General features: G+C 53.9%; 12 protein-coding genes and 3 rRNA genes. 10 read left to right on the top strand and 5 right to left on the bottom strand.

The annotated features are described in order from the left end of the window. Positions 1–7: 7 nt before the first annotated feature. A complete protein-coding gene (locus JQN59_RS22575) occupies positions 8–700 on the top strand; it encodes a DUF1481 domain-containing protein (protein WP_149608325.1) in 693 nt (230 codons plus the stop codon). 61 nt (positions 701–761) lie between these two features. Here JQN59_RS22575 and zraP read toward each other — a convergent pair whose 3' ends face one another. Next, positions 762–1,205, bottom strand: a complete 444-nt coding sequence (zraP, locus tag JQN59_RS22570) for a zinc resistance sensor/chaperone ZraP (protein ID WP_125363705.1) — start codon at positions 1,203–1,205, stop codon at positions 762–764. A 265-nt stretch (positions 1,206–1,470) separates the two neighbouring features. Here zraP and zraS point away from each other — a divergent pair, with 265 nt between their 5' ends. Continuing rightward, positions 1,471–2,856, top strand: coding sequence for a two-component system sensor histidine kinase ZraS (gene zraS / locus JQN59_RS22565; protein ID WP_149608320.1), 1,386 nt, complete (start codon positions 1,471–1,473; stop codon positions 2,854–2,856). 5 nt (positions 2,857–2,861) lie between these two features. After that, entirely contained in the window at positions 2,862–4,187 is a 1,326-nt protein-coding gene (gene zraR / locus JQN59_RS22560; protein ID WP_060683072.1) for a sigma-54-dependent response regulator transcription factor ZraR, read from the top strand. On the opposite strand, the gene purD is transcribed toward zraR, so the two are convergent. Continuing rightward, a complete protein-coding gene (gene purD / locus JQN59_RS22555) occupies positions 4,184–5,473 on the bottom strand; it encodes a phosphoribosylamine--glycine ligase (RefSeq protein WP_048227505.1) in 1,290 nt (429 codons plus the stop codon). The genes zraR and purD overlap by 4 nt on opposite strands. A 15-nt stretch (positions 5,474–5,488) precedes the next feature. Continuing rightward, positions 5,489–7,078, bottom strand: a complete 1,590-nt coding sequence (gene purH, locus JQN59_RS22550; protein ID WP_103015398.1) for a bifunctional phosphoribosylaminoimidazolecarboxamide formyltransferase/IMP cyclohydrolase — start codon at positions 7,076–7,078, stop codon at positions 5,489–5,491. A 624-nt stretch (positions 7,079–7,702) separates the two neighbouring features. Here purH and JQN59_RS22545 point away from each other — a divergent pair. The 3 genes from JQN59_RS22545 to rrf all read left to right on the top strand — a co-directional run bounded on the left by JQN59_RS22545 (position 7,703) and on the right by rrf (position 12,597). Then, a 16S ribosomal RNA gene (locus tag JQN59_RS22545) occupies positions 7,703–9,244 on the top strand. A 235-nt stretch (positions 9,245–9,479) separates the two neighbouring features. Then, positions 9,480–12,387, top strand: a 23S ribosomal RNA gene (locus tag JQN59_RS22540). A 94-nt stretch (positions 12,388–12,481) separates the two neighbouring features. Further along, positions 12,482–12,597, top strand: a 5S ribosomal RNA gene (gene rrf, locus JQN59_RS22535). Together the 16S, 23S and 5S rRNA genes form the textbook arrangement of a ribosomal RNA operon. 213 nt (positions 12,598–12,810) lie before the next feature. Here the strand turns inward: rrf and JQN59_RS22530 are convergent. Further along, positions 12,811–13,248 carry an acetyltransferase gene (locus JQN59_RS22530; RefSeq protein WP_003826501.1) on the bottom strand — a complete coding sequence of 146 codons (438 nt, stop codon included), beginning with the start codon at positions 13,246–13,248 and terminating at the stop codon, positions 12,811–12,813. 158 nt (positions 13,249–13,406) lie between these two features. On the opposite strand from JQN59_RS22530, the gene metA reads away from it, so the two are divergent. The 4 genes from metA (at position 13,407) to aceK (ending at position 19,426) form a co-directional block, all read left to right on the top strand. Next, positions 13,407–14,336 carry a homoserine O-acetyltransferase MetA gene (gene metA / locus JQN59_RS22525; RefSeq protein WP_003826503.1) on the top strand — a complete coding sequence of 310 codons (930 nt, stop codon included), beginning with the start codon at positions 13,407–13,409 and terminating at the stop codon, positions 14,334–14,336. Positions 14,337–14,604: 268 nt separating this feature from the next. Next, on the top strand, positions 14,605–16,206 hold the full coding sequence (gene aceB / locus JQN59_RS22520) for a malate synthase A (RefSeq protein ID WP_048215153.1): 1,602 nt from the start codon (positions 14,605–14,607) through the stop codon (positions 16,204–16,206). A gap of 31 nt (positions 16,207–16,237) precedes the next feature. Continuing rightward, positions 16,238–17,542: an isocitrate lyase gene (gene aceA / locus JQN59_RS22515; RefSeq protein ID WP_003826506.1), complete on the top strand. Its 1,305-nt coding sequence runs from the start codon at positions 16,238–16,240 to the stop codon at positions 17,540–17,542. Between the two features lie 102 nt (positions 17,543–17,644). Then, positions 17,645–19,426 (top strand): bifunctional isocitrate dehydrogenase kinase/phosphatase, encoded by a 1,782-nt coding sequence (gene aceK / locus JQN59_RS22510; RefSeq protein WP_048215152.1) that lies wholly within the window; start codon positions 17,645–17,647, stop codon positions 19,424–19,426. Positions 19,427–19,512: 86 nt separating this feature from the next. Here aceK and iclR read toward each other — a convergent pair whose 3' ends face one another. Then, entirely contained in the window at positions 19,513–20,337 is an 825-nt protein-coding gene (gene iclR, locus JQN59_RS22505; protein ID WP_003826510.1) for a glyoxylate bypass operon transcriptional repressor IclR, read from the bottom strand. Positions 20,338–20,358 lie beyond the last annotated feature (21 nt).

The raw sequence follows: 20,358 nt of genomic DNA, 5'->3' as shown, positions 1-20,358 counted from the left end.
CGTGGCAGTGAACAGTTTTAACGAAGGGGCGGTTTCGCCCCTTTTGTCCATCTGGCGTCATTCGCTTTGGCTTTCAGGTGTTCTGTTACTGTCAGCCTGCGGTAGCCATTCTGAGCTTCCTCCGTTCACGGCCAGCGGCTATGTTGGCGATCAGGGGGCGGTACGCATTTGGCGTAAAGACTCCGGTGACGATGTTCACTTGCTCTCGGTATTTAGTCCGTGGCGTAAAGGCGAAACCACTACCAGTGAATACCGCTGGCAGGGTGATTCGCTCTCTCTGATAGAACTCAACGTTTACAGTAAACCGGCTGAACATGTCCGTATACGCTTCGATGACCGGGGCGAACTGAGCTTCATGCAGCGTGAAGTCGACGGGCAAAAGCAGCAGCTTTCCAGCGATCAAATCGCGCTTTACCGCTATCGTGCCGATCAAATTCGCCAGACCAGCGATGCGCTGCGTCAGGGACGGGTGATATTGCGTCAGGGACGTTGGCATGCGGATAACACGGTCACAACCTGTGAAGGTGAAACGCTGAAGCCAGACCTGGAGTCGTGGGCGATAAACCATATCGAGCGCCGCCAGAGACATTCATCCGTAGAGGTGAGTGTGGCATGGCTGGAAGCGCCCGAAGGGTCGCAGCTACTGCTGGTCGCCAATGAAGATTTTTGTCACTGGCAGCCTACAGCCAAAATTTTCTGAAAACCTGAATACAGGAAATCAGCAGGCCTGATCCGTATAGCGTCATCAGGCATTAAGTCTTTTACCAGTGGCCCATTCCCATATGACCGCCGCCGCGATGGTTACCGCCACCGCCGCATCCGCCGTAGCCCATTCCCGCGCCACGTGGCACGCCAGCCTGCGCCATTGCGACATCACGTTTAACGCGCTGCTCGTCCAGAGACTGATTCAACGCTTCCATCTCTTTTGCAACGGCGTTAATTTTTGCCGTGTCCGGCGAGCTGGCCGTTAATAGAGCATTGTACTCATAACGTTTGGAGGTCAGCTGTTGGCGCAACGCGCTGGTCTGGGAATAATAATCATCATAGATTTTCTGTGCGGCAGCCTGCTGATCAGCGGTCATTGGTGTACCGCCCCGTTGCTGCATTCCATCACCATATCCCCAGTGATTCTGTGCCAGTACCGGGGTGGAGCCAAGTGCGATAAGAGAAAGTGCAATCAGTGCCAGTTTGTTGTTCCGTTTCATCGTTCGTTCTCCTGTTGGTTAGCTTACATTCCCTTTTGCATCTTCCGTGCCAAAGCGGCAATCCGAGTCCTGCGGGGCGTTGTACCCGCCGTCTTTGCAGGGAAACGAGTAAAAATGACTCGCCAGAACGCGCCAGCGAGTCATTTTTACTCGTTACTTTCAGCTGTTTGTGTCTGAGGGCAGGGTTATCAGGGGGAAAAAATGGCATGATTTCTGCTGTATACCTGCAACGATGAAAGGAACAAGCGGGGTGAAGGGAGAGCGTATGCGTCTTTATAAGGATACGGTGGCAAAGTGGTTGAGCCGACTCTTGCTGGCGGCAATCCTGGTTTTGGTCGGCTGGTTTTCGATTATGACCATTCGGGACTATGGGCGGGAAAGTGGCGCCGCGCGGCAAACGCTACTGGAAAAAGGCAGTGTGCTCATTCGCGCTCTGGAGTCTGGTACGCGCGTAGGCATGGGGATGCGCATGCATCATGCACAACAGCAGACGCTACTGGAGGAAATGGCTGTACAGCCTGGCGTGCTATGGTTTGCTGTCGTCGATGAGCATGGTGTCATTATTACCCACAGCAATTCCGCGATGGTCGGCAAAACGCTCTATTCATCGGATGTCCTGCGACAGCTTAGTCCTGGGGAGCAAGAAAGCTGGCGGAATATTGAAATTCCAGCGAGGGATGGTGAAAAAACGCCAGCACTGGAAATTTATCGCCAGTTTCAGCCGATGTATGGTCCAGGACGCCACGGCATGGCGCGCTGTGCCAGCAATGACGGGCAGCTTATCTCCCCAGCACAAACCATATTTATCGCCTTTGATGCCAGCGATCTGACAGCGACTCAGGCAAGGGAGTGGCGTAACACACTGATAGTCCTCTCTGCGCTGGCGGCTGTGTTGCTGGCCACCGTGCTGACGTTCTTCTGGTATCAGCGCTATCAGCGCTCGTACAAAGAACTCCAGGATGCGATGAAGCGTAAAGAAAAACTGTTAGCGCTTGGTCATCTTGCGGCTGGGGTGGCGCATGAAATTCGTAACCCGCTTTCATCGATCAAAGGGTTAGCGAAGTATTTTGCCGAGCGAACCCCGGCAGGAGGCGAGTCGCACGAGCTGGCACAGGTGATGGCGAAAGAGGCGGATCGTTTAAATCGGGTGGTGAGTGAGTTGCTGGAGCTGGTGAAACCTGCGCATCTGACGCTGCAAAAGGTGGATCTCAATGAGGTTATCACCCACTCATTACACCTGGTGAGTCAGGATGCGGCAAGCCGGGAAATCCAGCTCCGCTTTTCGGCCAATTCTACGCTGCCCGCTATCCAGGCCGATCCTGACCGACTGACTCAGGTTTTGTTGAATCTGTATCTGAACGCCATTCATGCGATTGGTCGTCAGGGCACGATCACGGTTGAAGCGAATGAAAGCAGCGGCGATCGCGTTAAAATTGTGGTTACCGATAGTGGGAAGGGGATTGCGGCGGAACAGCTGGAGGCCATTTTTACGCCTTACTATACGACCAAAGCTGACGGAACCGGCCTCGGGTTGGCGGTAGTGCAGAACATTATCGAACAGCACGGTGGCACCATTCAGGTGGCAAGCGTTGAGGGCAAAGGCGCGACCTTTACCCTTTGGCTGCCGACCAAAGCGAAACAACAGGATTAACAAGGATGACGCGCGGAAAAATCAATATTCTGGTGGTAGATGACGATATCAGCCACTGCACCATTTTACAGGCGCTGCTGCGCGGCTGGGGTTATGAGGTCGCGCTGGCCTATAGCGGGCGAGCGGCGCTGGAACAGGTGCGCGAACGCGTATTTGATTTAGTACTGTGTGATGTACGCATGGCGGAGATGGACGGCATCGCAACGCTGAAAGAGATTAAAGCGCTGAATCCGGCGATTCCGGTCTTGATCATGACGGCGTTCTCCAGTGTGGAGACCGCCGTTGAGGCGCTTAAAACCGGGGCGCTGGACTACTTAATCAAGCCGCTGGATTTTGACCGTCTGCAGGAGACGCTGGAAAAGGCGCTGGCGCATACGCGGGAAACGGGCGCTGAACTGCCATCGGCGTCGGCTGCGCAGTTTGGCATGATTGGCAGCAGTCCGGCGATGCAGAAGTTGCTCAATGAAATCGCGATGGTTGCGCCCTCGGATGCTACGGTGCTTATTCACGGAGACTCCGGTACGGGGAAAGAATTGGTGGCCCGGGCGCTGCATGCCAGCAGCGCCCGTCGCGATAAACCGCTGGTGACGCTCAACTGCGCGGCGCTTAATGAATCGCTGCTGGAGTCCGAACTTTTTGGTCACGAGAAAGGGGCGTTTACCGGGGCGGATAAACGGCGGGAAGGTCGCTTTGTGGAAGCCGATGGCGGCACGTTATTTCTTGATGAAATCGGTGATATTTCACCGCTGATGCAGGTGCGTCTGCTGCGGGCTATCCAGGAGCGAGAAGTGCAGCGTGTTGGTAGCAATCAGACTATTGCGGTTGATGTCCGGCTGATCGCCGCCACGCATCGTAATCTGGCCGAGGAAGTCAGTGCCGGGCGCTTTCGTCAGGATCTCTACTATCGCCTGAACGTCGTCACCATTGAAATGCCAGCGCTGTGCCAGCGCCGGGAAGATATTCCGCTGTTAGCCGAACATTTTCTCCAGCGTTTTGCCGCGCGTAACCGTAAAGCGGTGAAAGGCTTTACTCCGCAGGCGATGGATCTGCTGATCCACTACGACTGGCCGGGCAATATTCGTGAGCTGGAAAATGCGATTGAGCGCTCGGTGGTGCTGCTGACGGGAGAATATATTTCCGAACGCGAGCTGCCGATGGCGATTGCCGCGACGCCGATAAAAACGGAATTCAGTGGCGAGATCCAACCGCTGGTGGATGTCGAAAAAGAGGTGATTCTGGCGGCGCTGGAAAAAACGGGCGGCAATAAAACGGAAGCCGCCCGTCAGTTAGGCATTACGCGTAAAACGCTGCTGGCGAAAATTTCGCGTTAGCGTTGCTCGCGTTCAATGGCGCGCCAGCCGATGTCGTTACGGCTGAAGCTGCCATCCCAGCGGATGTCGGTCATCAGGGCGTAAGCGCGTTTCTGCGCTTCAGCCACAGTATGACCCAGGGCGGTGGCGCACAGCACGCGACCGCCGCTGGTCAGCACGCGATCGTCTTCGGCGAGTTTAGTGCCCGCATGGAACACTTTTCCGTCTTCTACTTCTTCCAGCGGCAGACCGTGGATCTCATCTCCGGTGTTGTAGTTGCCCGGATAACCTCCGGCAGCAATGACGACACCCAGCGAGGCGCGTTCGTCCCACTCGGAGGTTTTCTCATCCAGCTTGCCGTCGCAGGCGGCCAGGCAAAGCTCCACCAGGTCCGATTTCATGCGTAGCATGATCGGCTGGGTTTCCGGATCGCCGAAGCGGCAGTTGAACTCGATAACCTTCGGATTGCCCTGTTTGTCGATCATCAGACCCGCGTACAGGAAACCGGTGTAGGTATTCCCTTCCGCCGCCATACCTTTTACGGTTGGCCAAATAATGCGTTCCATGGTGCGCTGATGCACTTCATCAGTTACCACCGGTGCTGGTGAGTAAGCACCCATACCGCCGGTGTTCGGGCCAGTGTCGCCGTTGCCTACGCGTTTGTGGTCCTGGCTGGTGGCCATCGGCAGCACGTGCTCGCCGTCGACCATTACGATAAAGCTCGCTTCTTCGCCGTCGAGGAACTCTTCGATCACGATACGGTGGCCCGCATCGCCAAAAGCGTTACCTGCCAGCATGTCATGAACGGCGGCTTCTGCTTCCTCCAGCGTCATCGCCACGATAACGCCTTTACCAGCAGCCAGGCCGTCAGCTTTGATGACGATCGGCGCGCCTTTCTCACGCAGATAGGCCAACGCTGGCTCAATCTCAGTGAAGTTCTGATATTCCGCCGTCGGGATCTGGTGACGGGCGAGGAAATCTTTGGTGAAGGCTTTGGAGCCTTCCAGCTGTGCAGCACCTTCGGTTGGCCCGAAGATCTTCAGGCCAGCGGCGCGGAACGCATCGACCACGCCAATCACCAGCGGCGCTTCCGGGCCGACGATGGTCAGGTCAATTTTCTCGTTCTGGGCAAAGCTCAGCAGAGCTGGAATATCGGTGACGCCGATAGCCACGTTCTGCAGTGCTGGTTCCAGTGCGGTGCCCGCGTTACCTGGTGCAACAAAAACGGTATCAACCAGCGGGGACTGTGCGGCTTTCCAGGCCAGGGCGTGCTCGCGCCCGCCGTTGCCAATCACTAATACTTTCATCGTCTGCTCCGTGGATTAATGGCGGAAGTGGCGCATGTCGGTAAAGATCATCGCGATACCGTGTTCATCGGCAGCGGCAATGACTTCATCATCACGGATAGAACCACCTGGCTGGATAACGCAGCTCACGCCAACGGCGGCGGCAGCATCAATACCATCGCGGAACGGGAAGAAGGCGTCAGAGGCCATTGCAGAGCCTTTCACTTCCAGACCTTCGTCAGCCGCTTTAATCCCGGCGATTTTTGCGGAGTACACGCGGCTCATCTGGCCTGCGCCTATGCCGATAGTCATGTTCTCTTTGGCATAAACAATGGCGTTGGATTTCACGAACTTGGCGACTTTCCAGCAGAACAGTGCATCGCGCAGCTCTTGCTCGGTCGGCTGACGTTTGGACACCACGCGCAGTTCGCCTTCGCTCACCATCCCCAGATCCCTGTCCTGAACCAGCAAACCGCCGTTAACGCGTTTGAAGTCGAGGCCCGGTACACGCTGTGCCCACTGACCGCAGGTCAGAACGCGAACGTTCTGTTTGGCGGCGGTGATTTTCAGTGCGTCTTCGGTTGCGGACGGGGCGATGATCACTTCCACGAACTGACGGGAGATAATTGCCTGCGCGGTTTCGGCATCCAGTTCGCGGTTGAAAGCGATGATGCCGCCGAATGCGGAGGTCGGGTCGGTTTTATAGGCGCGGTCGTAAGCGTCGAGAATAGAGGTACTTACCGCCACGCCGCACGGGTTAGCGTGCTTAACGATCACACAGGCTGGCTCGCTGAACTCTTTCACGCACTCCAGCGCCGCATCGGTATCGGCGATATTGTTGTAGGAAAGCGCTTTGCCCTGTACCTGCTGCGCGGTGGCAACGGACGCTTCTTTAACATTCTCTTCTATATAGAAGGCAGCCTGCTGGTGGCTGTTCTCGCCGTAGCGCATATCCTGCTTCTTAATGAAGTTCAGGTTCAGCGTACGTGGGAAACGACCGGCGGCCTCTTTGCTCTCACCGTGGTAAGCCGGAACCATGCTGCCAAAGTAGTTGGCAATCATGCTGTCGTAGGCGGCGGTGTGTTCGAAGGCTTTAATCGCGAGGTCAAAGCGGGTTTCCAGAGTCAGGGAGCCTTCGTTGGCATCCATCTCTTTAATAATGGCATCGTAGTCGCTGCTCTTCACAACGATCGCTACGTCTTTATGGTTCTTGGCAGCGGAACGCACCATGGTCGGGCCGCCGATATCAATGTTCTCTACCGCATCTTCCAGCGAGCAGCCTTCGCGTGCCACTGTCTCGGCGAACGGATACAGGTTTACAACCACCATATCGATAGGGGCGATACCGTGCTGTTCCATAATTCCGTCATCCTGACCGCGACGACCAAGAATGCCGCCGTGGACTTTCGGATGCAGGGTCTTCACGCGTCCATCCATCATTTCCGGGAAGCCGGTGTAATCGGAAACTTCGGTCACTGGCAGACCTTTCTCCGCTAACAGGCGCGCAGTGCCACCTGTAGACAGCAACTCCACACCACGTGCGGAAAGTGCCTGAGCGAATTCGATGATACCGGCCTTGTCAGAAACACTGAGCAGAGCGCGGTGGACTGGACGACGTTGTTGCATGGTAAATCCCCTGGATTTGACTATTACAGAGAGCGTTAGGTGAATTCTTGGCTAAAAACTCAGCTAACGCCCCTTACGGGGCATCCTTGTTTTGCGGGGGCATTGTAACGAAAACGTTTGCGCAACGCTCGCGAATTTTTAATTTTCGATTTTGACCTCTTCTTTTTCTGTTGAAGGAGGCTGATATAACGAGAGGATCGTAGAAACGATCGTATGGTTTGTGGATAACTCTGTGTGTAAATGGGTATAAAGCGGGGTTTCGCTGTGGAATGCAGCAGTCAGTCATTTTTCTGTCATTTAAGGGTTGCGGGCCGCAGGAAACTCCCTATAATGCGCCTCCATCGACACGGCGGATGTGAATCACTTCACACAAACAGCCGGTTCGGTTGAAGAGAAAAACCTGAAAATGAGGGTTGACTCTGAAAGAGGAAAGCGTAATATACGCCACCTCGCGACAGAGCGCTAAAGCGCGTCGCAACTGCTCTTTAACAATTTATCAGACAATCTGTGTGGGCACTCGAAGATACGGATTCTTAACGTCGCAAGACGAAAAATGAATACCAAGTCTCAACGAGTGAACACGTAATTCATTACGAAGTTTAATTCATTGAGCATCAAACTTTTAAATTGAAGAGTTTGATCATGGCTCAGATTGAACGCTGGCGGCAGGCCTAACACATGCAAGTCGAACGGTAGCACAGAGGAGCTTGCTCCTTGGGTGACGAGTGGCGGACGGGTGAGTAATGTCTGGGAAACTGCCCGATGGAGGGGGATAACTACTGGAAACGGTAGCTAATACCGCATAACGTCGCAAGACCAAAGAGGGGGACCTTCGGGCCTCTTGCCATCGGATGTGCCCAGATGGGATTAGCTAGTAGGTGGGGTAACGGCTCACCTAGGCGACGATCCCTAGCTGGTCTGAGAGGATGACCAGCCACACTGGAACTGAGACACGGTCCAGACTCCTACGGGAGGCAGCAGTGGGGAATATTGCACAATGGGCGCAAGCCTGATGCAGCCATGCCGCGTGTATGAAGAAGGCCTTCGGGTTGTAAAGTACTTTCAGCGAGGAGGAAGGCGTTGTGGTTAATAACCGCAGCGATTGACGTTACTCGCAGAAGAAGCACCGGCTAACTCCGTGCCAGCAGCCGCGGTAATACGGAGGGTGCAAGCGTTAATCGGAATTACTGGGCGTAAAGCGCACGCAGGCGGTCTGTCAAGTCGGATGTGAAATCCCCGGGCTCAACCTGGGAACTGCATCCGAAACTGGCAGGCTAGAGTCTTGTAGAGGGGGGTAGAATTCCAGGTGTAGCGGTGAAATGCGTAGAGATCTGGAGGAATACCGGTGGCGAAGGCGGCCCCCTGGACAAAGACTGACGCTCAGGTGCGAAAGCGTGGGGAGCAAACAGGATTAGATACCCTGGTAGTCCACGCCGTAAACGATGTCGACTTGGAGGTTGTGCCCTTGAGGCGTGGCTTCCGGAGCTAACGCGTTAAGTCGACCGCCTGGGGAGTACGGCCGCAAGGTTAAAACTCAAATGAATTGACGGGGGCCCGCACAAGCGGTGGAGCATGTGGTTTAATTCGATGCAACGCGAAGAACCTTACCTACTCTTGACATCCAGAGAACTTAGCAGAGATGCTTTGGTGCCTTCGGGAACTCTGAGACAGGTGCTGCATGGCTGTCGTCAGCTCGTGTTGTGAAATGTTGGGTTAAGTCCCGCAACGAGCGCAACCCTTATCCTTTGTTGCCAGCGGTTAGGCCGGGAACTCAAAGGAGACTGCCAGTGATAAACTGGAGGAAGGTGGGGATGACGTCAAGTCATCATGGCCCTTACGAGTAGGGCTACACACGTGCTACAATGGCATATACAAAGAGAAGCGACCTCGCGAGAGCAAGCGGACCTCATAAAGTATGTCGTAGTCCGGATTGGAGTCTGCAACTCGACTCCATGAAGTCGGAATCGCTAGTAATCGTGGATCAGAATGCCACGGTGAATACGTTCCCGGGCCTTGTACACACCGCCCGTCACACCATGGGAGTGGGTTGCAAAAGAAGTAGGTAGCTTAACCTTCGGGAGGGCGCTTACCACTTTGTGATTCATGACTGGGGTGAAGTCGTAACAAGGTAACCGTAGGGGAACCTGCGGTTGGATCACCTCCTTACCTTAAAGAAACGTTCTTTGTAGTGCTCACACAGATTGTCTGATGAATGATGAACTTCTGAATGTACTTTCGAGTGCATTAAGAAGTTTTGCTCTTTAAAAATCTGGATCAAGCTGAAAATTGAAACGACACACTGTTTCATTTCTCCGTAATAAGAAATGAAAAGCGGTGTGTTCGAGTCTCTCAAATTTTTGCAAGTCGATGATGAATCGAAAGAAACATCTTCGGGTTGTGAGGTTAAGCGACTAAGCGTACACGGTGGATGCCCTGGCAGTCAGAGGCGATGAAGGACGTGCTAATCTGCGATAAGCGTCGGTAAGGTGATATGAACCGTTATAACCGGCGATTTCCGAATGGGGAAACCCAGTGTGTTTCGACACACTATCATTACGTGAATACATAGCGTAATGAAGCGAACCGGGGGAACTGAAACATCTAAGTACCCCGAGGAAAAGAAATCAACCGAGATTCCCCCAGTAGCGGCGAGCGAACGGGGAGCAGCCCAGAGTCTGAATCAGCATGTGTGTTAGTGGAAGCGTCTGGAAAGTCGCACGATACAGGGTGAAAGTCCCGTACACAAAAGTGCATGTGTTGTGAACTCGAAGAGTAGGGCGGGACACGTGGTATCCTGTCTGAATATGGGGGGACCATCCTCCAAGGCTAAATACTCCTGACTGACCGATAGTGAACCAGTACCGTGAGGGAAAGGCGAAAAGAACCCCGGCGAGGGGAGTGAAAAAGAACCTGAAACCGTGTACGTACAAGCAGTGGGAGCACCCTTTGGGGTGTGACTGCGTACCTTTTGTATAATGGGTCAGCGACTTATATTCTGTAGCAAGGTTAACCGAATAGGGGAGCCGAAGGGAAACCGAGTCTTAACTGGGCGTTAAGTTGCAGGGTATAGACCCGAAACCCGGTGATCTAGCCATGGGCAGGTTGAAGGTTGGGTAACACTAACTGGAGGACCGAACCGACTAATGTTGAAAAATTAGCGGATGACTTGTGGCTGGGGGTGAAAGGCCAATCAAACCGGGAGATAGCTGGTTCTCCCCGAAAGCTATTTAGGTAGCGCCTCGTGAATTCATCTTCGGGGGTAGAGCACTGTTTCGGCTAGGGGGTCATCCCGACTTACCAACCCGATGCAAACTGCGAATACCGAAGAATGTTATCACGGGAGACACACGGCGGGTGCTAACGTCCGTCGTGAAGAGGGAAACAACCCAGACCGCCAGCTAAGGTCCCAAAGTCATGGTTAAGTGGGAAACGATGTGGGAAGGCACAGACAGCCAGGATGTTGGCTTAGAAGCAGCCATCATTTAAAGAAAGCGTAATAGCTCACTGGTCGAGTCGGCCTGCGCGGAAGATGTAACGGGGCTAAACCATGCACCGAAGCTGCGGCAGCGACACTATGTGTTGTTGGGTAGGGGAGCGTTCTGTAAGCCGTTGAAGGTGTGTCGTGAGGCATGCTGGAGGTATCAGAAGTGCGAATGCTGACATAAGTAACGATAATGCGGGTGAAAAACCCGCACGCCGGAAGACCAAGGGTTCCTGTCCAACGTTAATCGGGGCAGGGTGAGTCGACCCCTAAGGCGAGGCCGAAAGGCGTAGTCGATGGGAAACAGGTTAATATTCCTGTACTTGGTGTTACTGCGAAGGGGGGACGGAGAAGGCTATGTTAGCCGGGCGACGGTTGTCCCGGTTTAAGCATGTAGGCGGAGGTTCCAGGTAAATCCGGTACCTTATTAACGCTGAGGTGTGATGACGAGGCACTACGGTGCTGAAGTAACAAATGCCCTGCTTCCAGGAAAAGCCTCTAAGCATCAGGTAACACGAAATCGTACCCCAAACCGACACAGGTGGTCAGGTAGAGAATACCAAGGCGCTTGAGAGAACTCGGGTGAAGGAACTAGGCAAAATGGTGCCGTAACTTCGGGAGAAGGCACGCTGATATGTAGGTGAAGTGGTTTACCCATGGAGCTGAAATCAGTCGAAGATACCAGCTGGCTGCAACTGTTTATTAAAAACACAGCACTGTGCAAACACGAAAGTGGACGTATACGGTGTGACGCCTGCCCGGTGCCGGAAGGTTAATTGATGGGGTTATCCGTAAGGAGAAGCTCTTGATCGAAGCCCCGGTAAACGGCGGCCGTAACTATAACGGTCCTAAGGTAGCGAAATTCCTTGTCGGGTAAGTTCCGACCTGCACGAATGGCGTAATGATGGCCAGGCTGTCTCCACCCGAGACTCAGTGAAATTGAACTCGCTGTGAAGATGCAGTGTACCCGCGGCAAGACGGAAAGACCCCGTGAACCTTTACTATAGCTTGACACTGAACACTGGTCCTTGATGTGTAGGATAGGTGGGAGGCTTTGAAGTGTGGACGCCAGTCTGCATGGAGCCATCCTTGAAATACCACCCTTTAATGGCTGGTGTTCTAACGTAGACCCGTAATCCGGGTTGCGGACAGTGTCTGGTGGGTAGTTTGACTGGGGCGGTCTCCTCCTAAAGAGTAACGGAGGAGCACGAAGGTTAGCTAATCCTGGTCGGACATCAGGAGGTTAGTGCAAAGGCATAAGCTAGCTTGACTGCGAGAGTGACGGCTCGAGCAGGTGCGAAAGCAGGTCTTAGTGATCCGGTGGTTCTGAATGGAAGGGCCATCGCTCAACGGATAAAAGGTACTCCGGGGATAACAGGCTGATACCGCCCAAGAGTTCATATCGACGGCGGTGTTTGGCACCTCGATGTCGGCTCATCACATCCTGGGGCTGAAGTAGGTCCCAAGGGTATGGCTGTTCGCCATTTAAAGTGGTACGCGAGCTGGGTTTAGAACGTCGTGAGACAGTTCGGTCCCTATCTGCCGTGGGCGCTGGAGAATTGAGGGGGGCTGCTCCTAGTACGAGAGGACCGGAGTGGACGCATCACTGGTGTTCGGGTTGTCATGCCAATGGCATTGCCCGGTAGCTAAATGCGGAAGAGATAAGTGCTGAAAGCATCTAAGCACGAAACTTGCCCCGAGATGAGTTCTCCCTGACCCTTTAAGGGTCCTGAAGGAACGTTGAAGACGACGACGTTGATAGGTCGGGTGTGTAAGTGTAGCGATACATTGAGCTAACCGATACTAATGAACCGTGAGGCTTAACCTTACAACGCCGAAGATGTTTTGGCGAAGAGAGATATTTTCAGCCTGATACAGATAACATCGACATGCCCAGGAGGTGTGTTGATAAACAGAATTTGCCTGGCGGCTGTAGCGCGGTGGTCCCACCTGACCCCATGCCGAACTCAGAAGTGAAACGCCGTAGCGCCGATGGTAGTGTGGGGTCTCCCCATGCGAGAGTAGGGAACTGCCAGGCATTAATTAAAGTGAAGAAGCCCATCCTGCCGGATGGGCTTTTTTGCGTCTGTGCGGGATGAAAACCGCCGGATGCGGCGTACCGCCTTATCCGCCTGCAGGGGCCGGGCTGAACGTATTTTGTAGGCCTGATAAGCGCAGCGCATCAGGCAACACGTCTGCACACTACCGGATACGGCATATCGCCTTATCCGGCCTACAAAAGCTAGTCCTGCTACCCGCGTACGAGGTTGAGTAACGGGTACGGTCGTCCGAGATCGTCCACCTCTGTACGTCCCGTCACGCTAAATCCCATCTTCTTATAGAATCCAACCGCCTGCTCATTCTGCTCGTTAACGTTGGTTGTTAGCGTTGAACTCATTGATAAAGCATGTTCAATCAGCAGTTTACCAACACCACTACCACGCACATCCGGATCGACAAACAAAGCATCAATATGCTGGTCGGTCAGGAGCATAAAAGCGACGGGCTCATCCTGTTCTGTCACTGCAACCCACAGAGGGGCTTCTGGTAAAAATGAACGTACCAGCTCCTCCAGCTCAATCCGATAATCCGCAGAGAGGAAATGGTGCGTGGCATCTACTGAGCGACACCAAATAGAAACTAACTTATCTCCTTCGTCCTGACGCGAACGACGAATGGTAAGGTTCATAGCATTCTCCTTTTTTTCTTTACTGCACTATTCTACAGCAAGGAGCCGTGAAACTTTCTCAACTTGAGGATGCAAGCTCGACATTCGCATGATTCCTGGGTATCTTCAGCTATCTGGATGTCTAAACGTTTAAACGTATGTTGTGAGGTTATCAGGTTATGCCAATTCGCGTGCAGGACGAGCTACCCGCCGTCAATTTTTTGCGTGAGGAAAACGTCTTCGTGATGACGACATCCCGCGCTTCCGGTCAGGAAATTCGTCCACTGAAGGTGCTCATCCTCAACCTGATGCCCAAGAAGATTGAAACGGAAAACCAGTTCCTGCGCTTACTGTCTAACTCACCGCTGCAGGTAGATGTTCAGCTATTGCGCATCGATGCCCGCGAGTCACGCAACACCCCAACGGAGCATCTGAATAACTTCTACTGTAATTTCGAGGATATCTGCGATCAGAACTTTGACGGATTGATCGTGACCGGCGCGCCGTTGGGCCTGGTTGAATTTAATGATGTGGCTTACTGGCCGCAGATTAAACAAGTGCTTGAATGGGCCAAAGATCACGTTACCTCGACGCTATTTGTCTGTTGGGCGGTGCAGGCCGCGTTGAATATCCTGTACGGAATTCCCAAGCAAACCCGCACGGACAAACTCTCAGGCGTCTATGAGCACCATATTCTGCACCCTCATGCGCTACTGACGCGTGGATTCGATGATGCGTTCCTGGCCCCGCATTCCCGCTATGCTGATTTCCCTGCAGCGCTTATCCGCGACTACACCGATCTCGAGATCTTTGCTGAAACCGAAGAGGGAGATGCCTACCTGTTTGCCAGCAAAGACAAACGTATCGCCTTCGTGACGGGTCATCCTGAGTATGACGACCATACACTCGGCAGCGAATATTTTCGTGACGTCGAAGCGGGCTTATCGCCGGAAGTACCCTATAACTATTTCCCGAAAGATGACCCGCAAAACAAACCGCGGGCAACCTGGCGTAGCCACGGTAATCTGTTGTTTACCAACTGGCTCAACTATTACGTCTACCAGATCACGCCATATGATCTGCGTCACATGAATCCAACGCTGGATTAATCTACTGTAGCAGACGATCCTTAAGCGTTTCAGCATATTGAATCAGGCACCTTCGGGTGCCTTTTTTATTTCCGAAACGCACCTCATCGTGTAATTAAATTTTATTTATATTGTTATCAATAGGTTAATTAATAATTAAATTAAAAATGGAAATTGTTTTTGATTTTGAAATTTAAATGAGTAGTCTTAGTTGTGCTGAACGAAAAGCGCACAACGATCCTTCGTTCGCATTGGGGATGTGTTTGGATCAATGACGAGGAACTACGCAATGAATCAACAGGCAACGACAACCGATGAACTGGTCTTCACCAGGCCGTGTGGCGAACAGGAACAGCAAATTCTGACCGCTGAAGCAGTGGAGTTTCTGACTGAACTGGTGACAAGATTTACGCCAAAGCGGAATAAACTTCTGGCTGCACGTATCCAGCAGCAGCAGGATATTGATGACGGTAAGTTGCCTGATTTTATTTCGGAAACAGCTTCCATTCGTGAAGGTAACTGGAAAATTCGCGGAATTCCTGATGATTTACTGGATCGCCGCGTAGAGATCACCGGACCCGTTGAGCGCAAGATGGTCATCAACGCGCTGAACGCGAACGTCAAAGTCTTTATGGCTGACTTCGAAGATTCACTGGCTCCTGAGTGGAGCAAAGTTATCGACGGGCAGATCAACCTGCGCGATGCGGTCAATGGCACCATTAGCTACACCAACGAAGCGGGTAAAATTTATCAGCTCAAACCTAATCCGGCTCTGTTGGTATGTCGCGTTCGTGGTCTGCACCTGCCGGAAAAACACGTCACCTGGCGTGGCGAATCTATCCCGGGCAGCCTGTTCGACTTTGCCCTCTATTTCTTCCACAACTACAAAACGTTGCTGGCGAAAGGCAGCGGCCCTTATTTCTATCTGCCAAAAACGCAGGCCTGGCAAGAAGCGGCATGGTGGAGCGAAGTGTTCAGCTATGCAGAGGACCGCTTTAACCTGCCGCGCGGCACCATTAAAGCGACCCTGCTGATTGAAACGCTGCCTGCCGTCTTCCAGATGGACGAAATTCTGCACGCCCTGCGTGACCACATTGTGGGTCTGAACTGCGGTCGTTGGGACTACATTTTTAGCTATATCAAAACACTGAAGAACCACCCGGATCGCGTGCTGCCGGACCGTCAGGTGGTGACGATGGATAAACCATTCCTCAGCGCCTATTCGCGTCTGCTGATTAAAACCTGTCATAAACGTGGCGCATTCGCGATGGGCGGCATGGCAGCGTTCATTCCCAGCAAAGATGCGGAACGTAACAACCAGGTTCTGACCAAGGTAAAAGCGGACAAAGCACTGGAAGCAAATAACGGTCATGACGGCACATGGATTGCCCATCCGGGACTGGCAGATACCGCCATGGCGGTGTTCAACGACGTACTCGGTGAAAACAAAAATCAGCTGTTCGTGACCCGTGAAGAAGATGCCCCGATTACCGCAGAGCAACTGCTGGCACCTTGTGAAGGTGAGCGTACTGAAGAAGGCATGCGCGCCAATATCCGTGTCGCGGTGCAGTACATCGAAGCGTGGATCTCCGGTAACGGCTGCGTACCGATTTACGGTCTGATGGAAGACGCGGCCACCGCCGAAATCTCCCGTACCTCCATCTGGCAGTGGATCCACCACGAGAAGACGCTCAGCAACGGCAAGCCGGTTACCAAACCGCTGTTCCGTCAGATGCTGGCCGAAGAGATGCTGGTGATTCAGGACGAGCTGGGCGAACACCGCTACAGCAGCGGGCGTTTTGACGATGCCGCGCGCCTGATGGAGCAAATCACTACCTCTGATGAACTGATCGATTTCTTGACCCTGCCAGGCTACCGCCTGCTGGCGTAATTCACCGCATAACAATATGGAGCATCTGCACATGAAAACCCGTACTCAACAAATCGAAGAATTACAGAAAGAATGGACTCAACCGCGCTGGGAAGGCATCACCCGTCCATATAGCGCGGAGGAAGTGGTGAAATTACGTGGCTCGGTCAACCCGGAATGCACGCTGGCGCAGCTTGGCGCGGCGAAAATGTGGCGTCTGCTGCACGGCGAATCGAAGAAAGGTTATATCAACAGCCTCGGCGCGCTGACCGGCGGTCAGGCGCTGCAGCAGGCGAAAGCCGGTATTGAAGCGGTCTACCTTTCAGGCTGGCAGGTGGCGGCAGATGCCAACCTGGCATCCAGCATGTACCCGGACCAATCGCTGTATCCGGCGAACTCCGTCCCGGCGGTGGTGGATCGGATCAACAACACATTCCGTCGCGCCGATCAGATCCAATGGTCAACCGGTATTGAGCCGAACGATCCTCGCTATGTCGATTACTTCCTGCCGATCGTTGCCGATGCGGAAGCAGGGTTTGGCGGCGTACTGAACGCGTTTGAACTAATGAAATCGATGATTGAGGCTGGTGCAGCGGCCGTTCACTTCGAAGATCAGCTCGCATCGGTGAAAAAATGTGGTCACATGGGCGGCAAAGTGCTGGTTCCGACTCAGGAAGCTATCCAGAAACTGGTGGCCGCCCGTCTGGCAGCCGACGTCATGGGTGTGCCGACGCTGGTGATTGCACGTACCGATGCCGACGCAGCCGATCTGATTACGTCTGATTGCGACCCATACGACAGCGAGTTCATCACTGGCGAACGTACCAGCGAAGGGTTCTACCGTACGCATGCGGGTATTGAGCAGGCGATCAGCCGTGGTCTGGCCTACGCACCGTATGCGGATCTGGTGTGGTGTGAAACCTCCACGCCGGACCTTGAGCTGGCGAAGCGCTTTGCCGATGCGATCCACGCGAAATACCCTGGCAAACTGCTGGCTTACAACTGTTCGCCGTCGTTTAACTGGCAGAAAAACCTGGATGACAAAACTATCGCCAGCTTCCAGCAGCAGCTGTCGGATATGGGTTACAAATACCAGTTCATTACCCTGGCGGGTATCCACAGCATGTGGTTCAACATGTTCGACCTCGCGCACTCCTATGCGCAGGGTGAAGGCATGCGCCACTATGTTGAGAAGGTTCAGCAGCCAGAATTTGCGGCAGCTAAAGACGGTTACACCTTCGTCTCCCATCAGCAGGAAGTGGGCACAGGTTACTTCGACAAAGTCACCACCATCATTCAGGGCGGAGCTTCCTCGGTGACCGCGCTGACTGGCTCGACCGAAGAATCGCAGTTTTGATTAATGCCCGGTGGCGCTGCGCTTACCGGGCCTACGAAGGGATGTAGGCCGGATAAGCGAACGCGCCATCCGGCATGACGTTGTGCCGGATGGGAGACATTGATGACGCGTGGCCTGGAATTACTGATTGCTCAGACTATCTTGCAAGGTTTCGACGCCCAGTACGGGCGTTTTCTGGAAGTCACCTCCGGCGCGCAGCAGCGTTTTGAACATGCCGACTGGCATGCGGTTCAGCAGGCGATGAAAAGCCGTATTCACCTTTACGATCATCACGTAGGTCTGGTGGTGGAGCAGTTGCGCTGCATTACTGACGGCAAAAGTACCGACGCGGATTTTTTACTTCGCGTGAAAGAGCATTACACCCGGCTACTGCCGGATTACCCGCGCTTCGAGATTGCGGAGAGTTTCTTTAACTCCGTTTACTGTCGGTTATTTGACCACCGCTCGCTGACTCCCGAGCGGCTGTTTATTTTCAGTTCTCAGCCAGAGCGCCGTTTTCGCACGATCCCCCGCCCGCTGGCGAAAGACTTTTTTCCTGATACCGGCTGGGAGTGGCTGCTGACACGCGTCCTTAGCGATCTGCCCCTGCGTCTGCCGTGGCAGAACAAACATCGTGATATCCACTACATCATCGAACACCTGACCGAAACCCTGGGAGCGGATGTGTTGTCAGGTTGCCATTTACAGGTGGCGAACGAACTGTTTTATCGCAACAAGGCCGCCTGGCTGGTCGGTAAGTTGATTACTCCTTCTGGGACGCTACCGTTTTTACTGCCAATCCACCGGACTGATGAAGGCGAATTGTTTGTCGATACCTGTCTGACCACGACGGCGGAGGCAAGCATTGTGTTTGGCTTCGCCCGCTCCTATTTTATGGTTTACGCTCCTTTGCCCGCGGCGCTGGTGGAGTGGCTGCGCGAGATCCTGCCCGGTAAAACCACCGCCGAACTGTACATGGCGATTGGCTGTCAGAAACACGCGAAGACCGAAAGTTACCGCGAATATCTGCTCTATCTTGCCCATTGCGATGAGCAATTTATTGAAGCACCAGGGATCCGCGGCATGGTGATGTTGGTGTTTACGCTGCCGGGTTTTGACCGAGTGTTTAAAATCATCAAAGACAAATTTGCCCCGCAAAAAGAGATGTCTGCCGCCCACGTCCGCGCCTGCTATCAACTGGTCAAAGAACACGATCGTGTTGGGCGGATGGCTGACACCCAGGAATTCGAGAATTTTGTGCTGGAGAAACGGCAAATCGATCCGGCGCTGATGGCGCTGTTATTGCAGGAAGCCCCGGAAAAAATTACCGATCTCGGCGATCAGATCGTCATTCGCCATCTGTATATTGAACGACGGATGGTGCCGCTGAATATCTGGCTGGAGCAGGTCGAAGGTCAGCAACTGCGCGATGCCATTGAAGAGTACGGCAACGCCATTCGTCAGCTGGCCGCCGCCAATATTTTCCCCGGCGATATGCTATTTAAGAACTTCGGCGTGACCCGTCACGGGCGTGTGGTGTTCTACGATTACGATGAAATCTGCTACATGACGGAGGTGAATTTCCGTCATATCCCGCCGCCACGCTACCCGGAAGATGAGATGAGCGCTGAGCCGTGGTACAGCGTATCGCCGGGAGATGTCTTCCCGGAAGAGTTTCGTCACTGGCTATGTGCCGACCCGCGTATAGGGCCGCTATTTGAAGAGATGCACGCTGACCTGTTCAGCGCTGACTACTGGCGCGGCCTACAGACGCGCATCAAACACGGTCACGTGGAAGATGTTTACGCCTACCGACGTCGTCAGCGGTTCAGCGTGCGTTATGAAACCGACCGTAGGCCGGATAAAGCACTTGCGCCGCCATCCGGCAATGTGCGCCGTGCCTGATGCGTTACGCTTATCAGGCTTACAAATCTGCCCTAACCTTGGATAGCCGGCCGGGTAAGGCGTAGCCGCCACCCGGCAACCCCATCTTAGCGAAATCCGCCGTACGCCAGCGTTACTTCTTTCGCCGCTTTGATCGCCATGGCGCCAAACTCGGTCACGCGATCGTCGGTAATACGCGAAATGGGTCCGGAGATGGAAATCGCAGCGAACGGCTCGCGGTGCTCGTCATAAATGCACGACGCCACGCAGCGCAGACCCAGCGCATGTTCCTCATCATCAAAGGAATAGCCGCGCTTGCGCGTCTGGGCCAAATCCTCTTTCAGATGCACTGGCGACACCAGCGTTGCGTGTGTATAAGCATGCAGGCCTTTGCGGTGCAGCAGGCCAGTCACTTGTTCTTCGCTCAGTTGGGATAAAAACGCCTTACCCGCACCGGAGGCGTGCATCGGCAGCTTGCCGCCGATAGGCGCGGACATGCGCATCAGTTGGGTGCACTGCACCTGGTCGATAATAATGGCCTGATGGTCGCTTTGATCCAGCACGGCCAGGTTTACCGTCTCACCGGAATCTTCCATCAGCTTGCGCAGGATCGGATGCACAATTGCCAGCAGATTACGGCTTTGCAAAAAGCTGCTGCCTACGATGAACGCATGCGCACCTACGGCCCAGTGGCCTAATTCACCCACCTGACGGACAAAACCCTGCTGCTGCATGGTGGTCAGCAAACGGTGAGTCGTGGAGTTTGGCAGGCCGGCCTGCTGAGCCAGCTCGGTCAGCGCCACGCTGCCGTTGGATTCCGCAATCCACTCCAGCAGCTTCAGGCCGCGGGTCAGAGACTGAACCTGCCCGGTTGCAGGCGCAGTAGCGGCGGCGGGTTTTCTACCGCGTTTCGCGGGGACAGTGGCTACCATGGCAGACTCCTTTTCTGTATC

It is taken from the genome of Citrobacter sp. B72, assembly GCF_016894305.1.
GTDB lineage: Bacteria > Pseudomonadota > Gammaproteobacteria > Enterobacterales > Enterobacteriaceae > Citrobacter > Citrobacter portucalensis.
The sequence above is the reverse complement of the archived record's forward strand: the minus strand, read 5'-3'. Positions and strand labels throughout refer to the sequence as shown.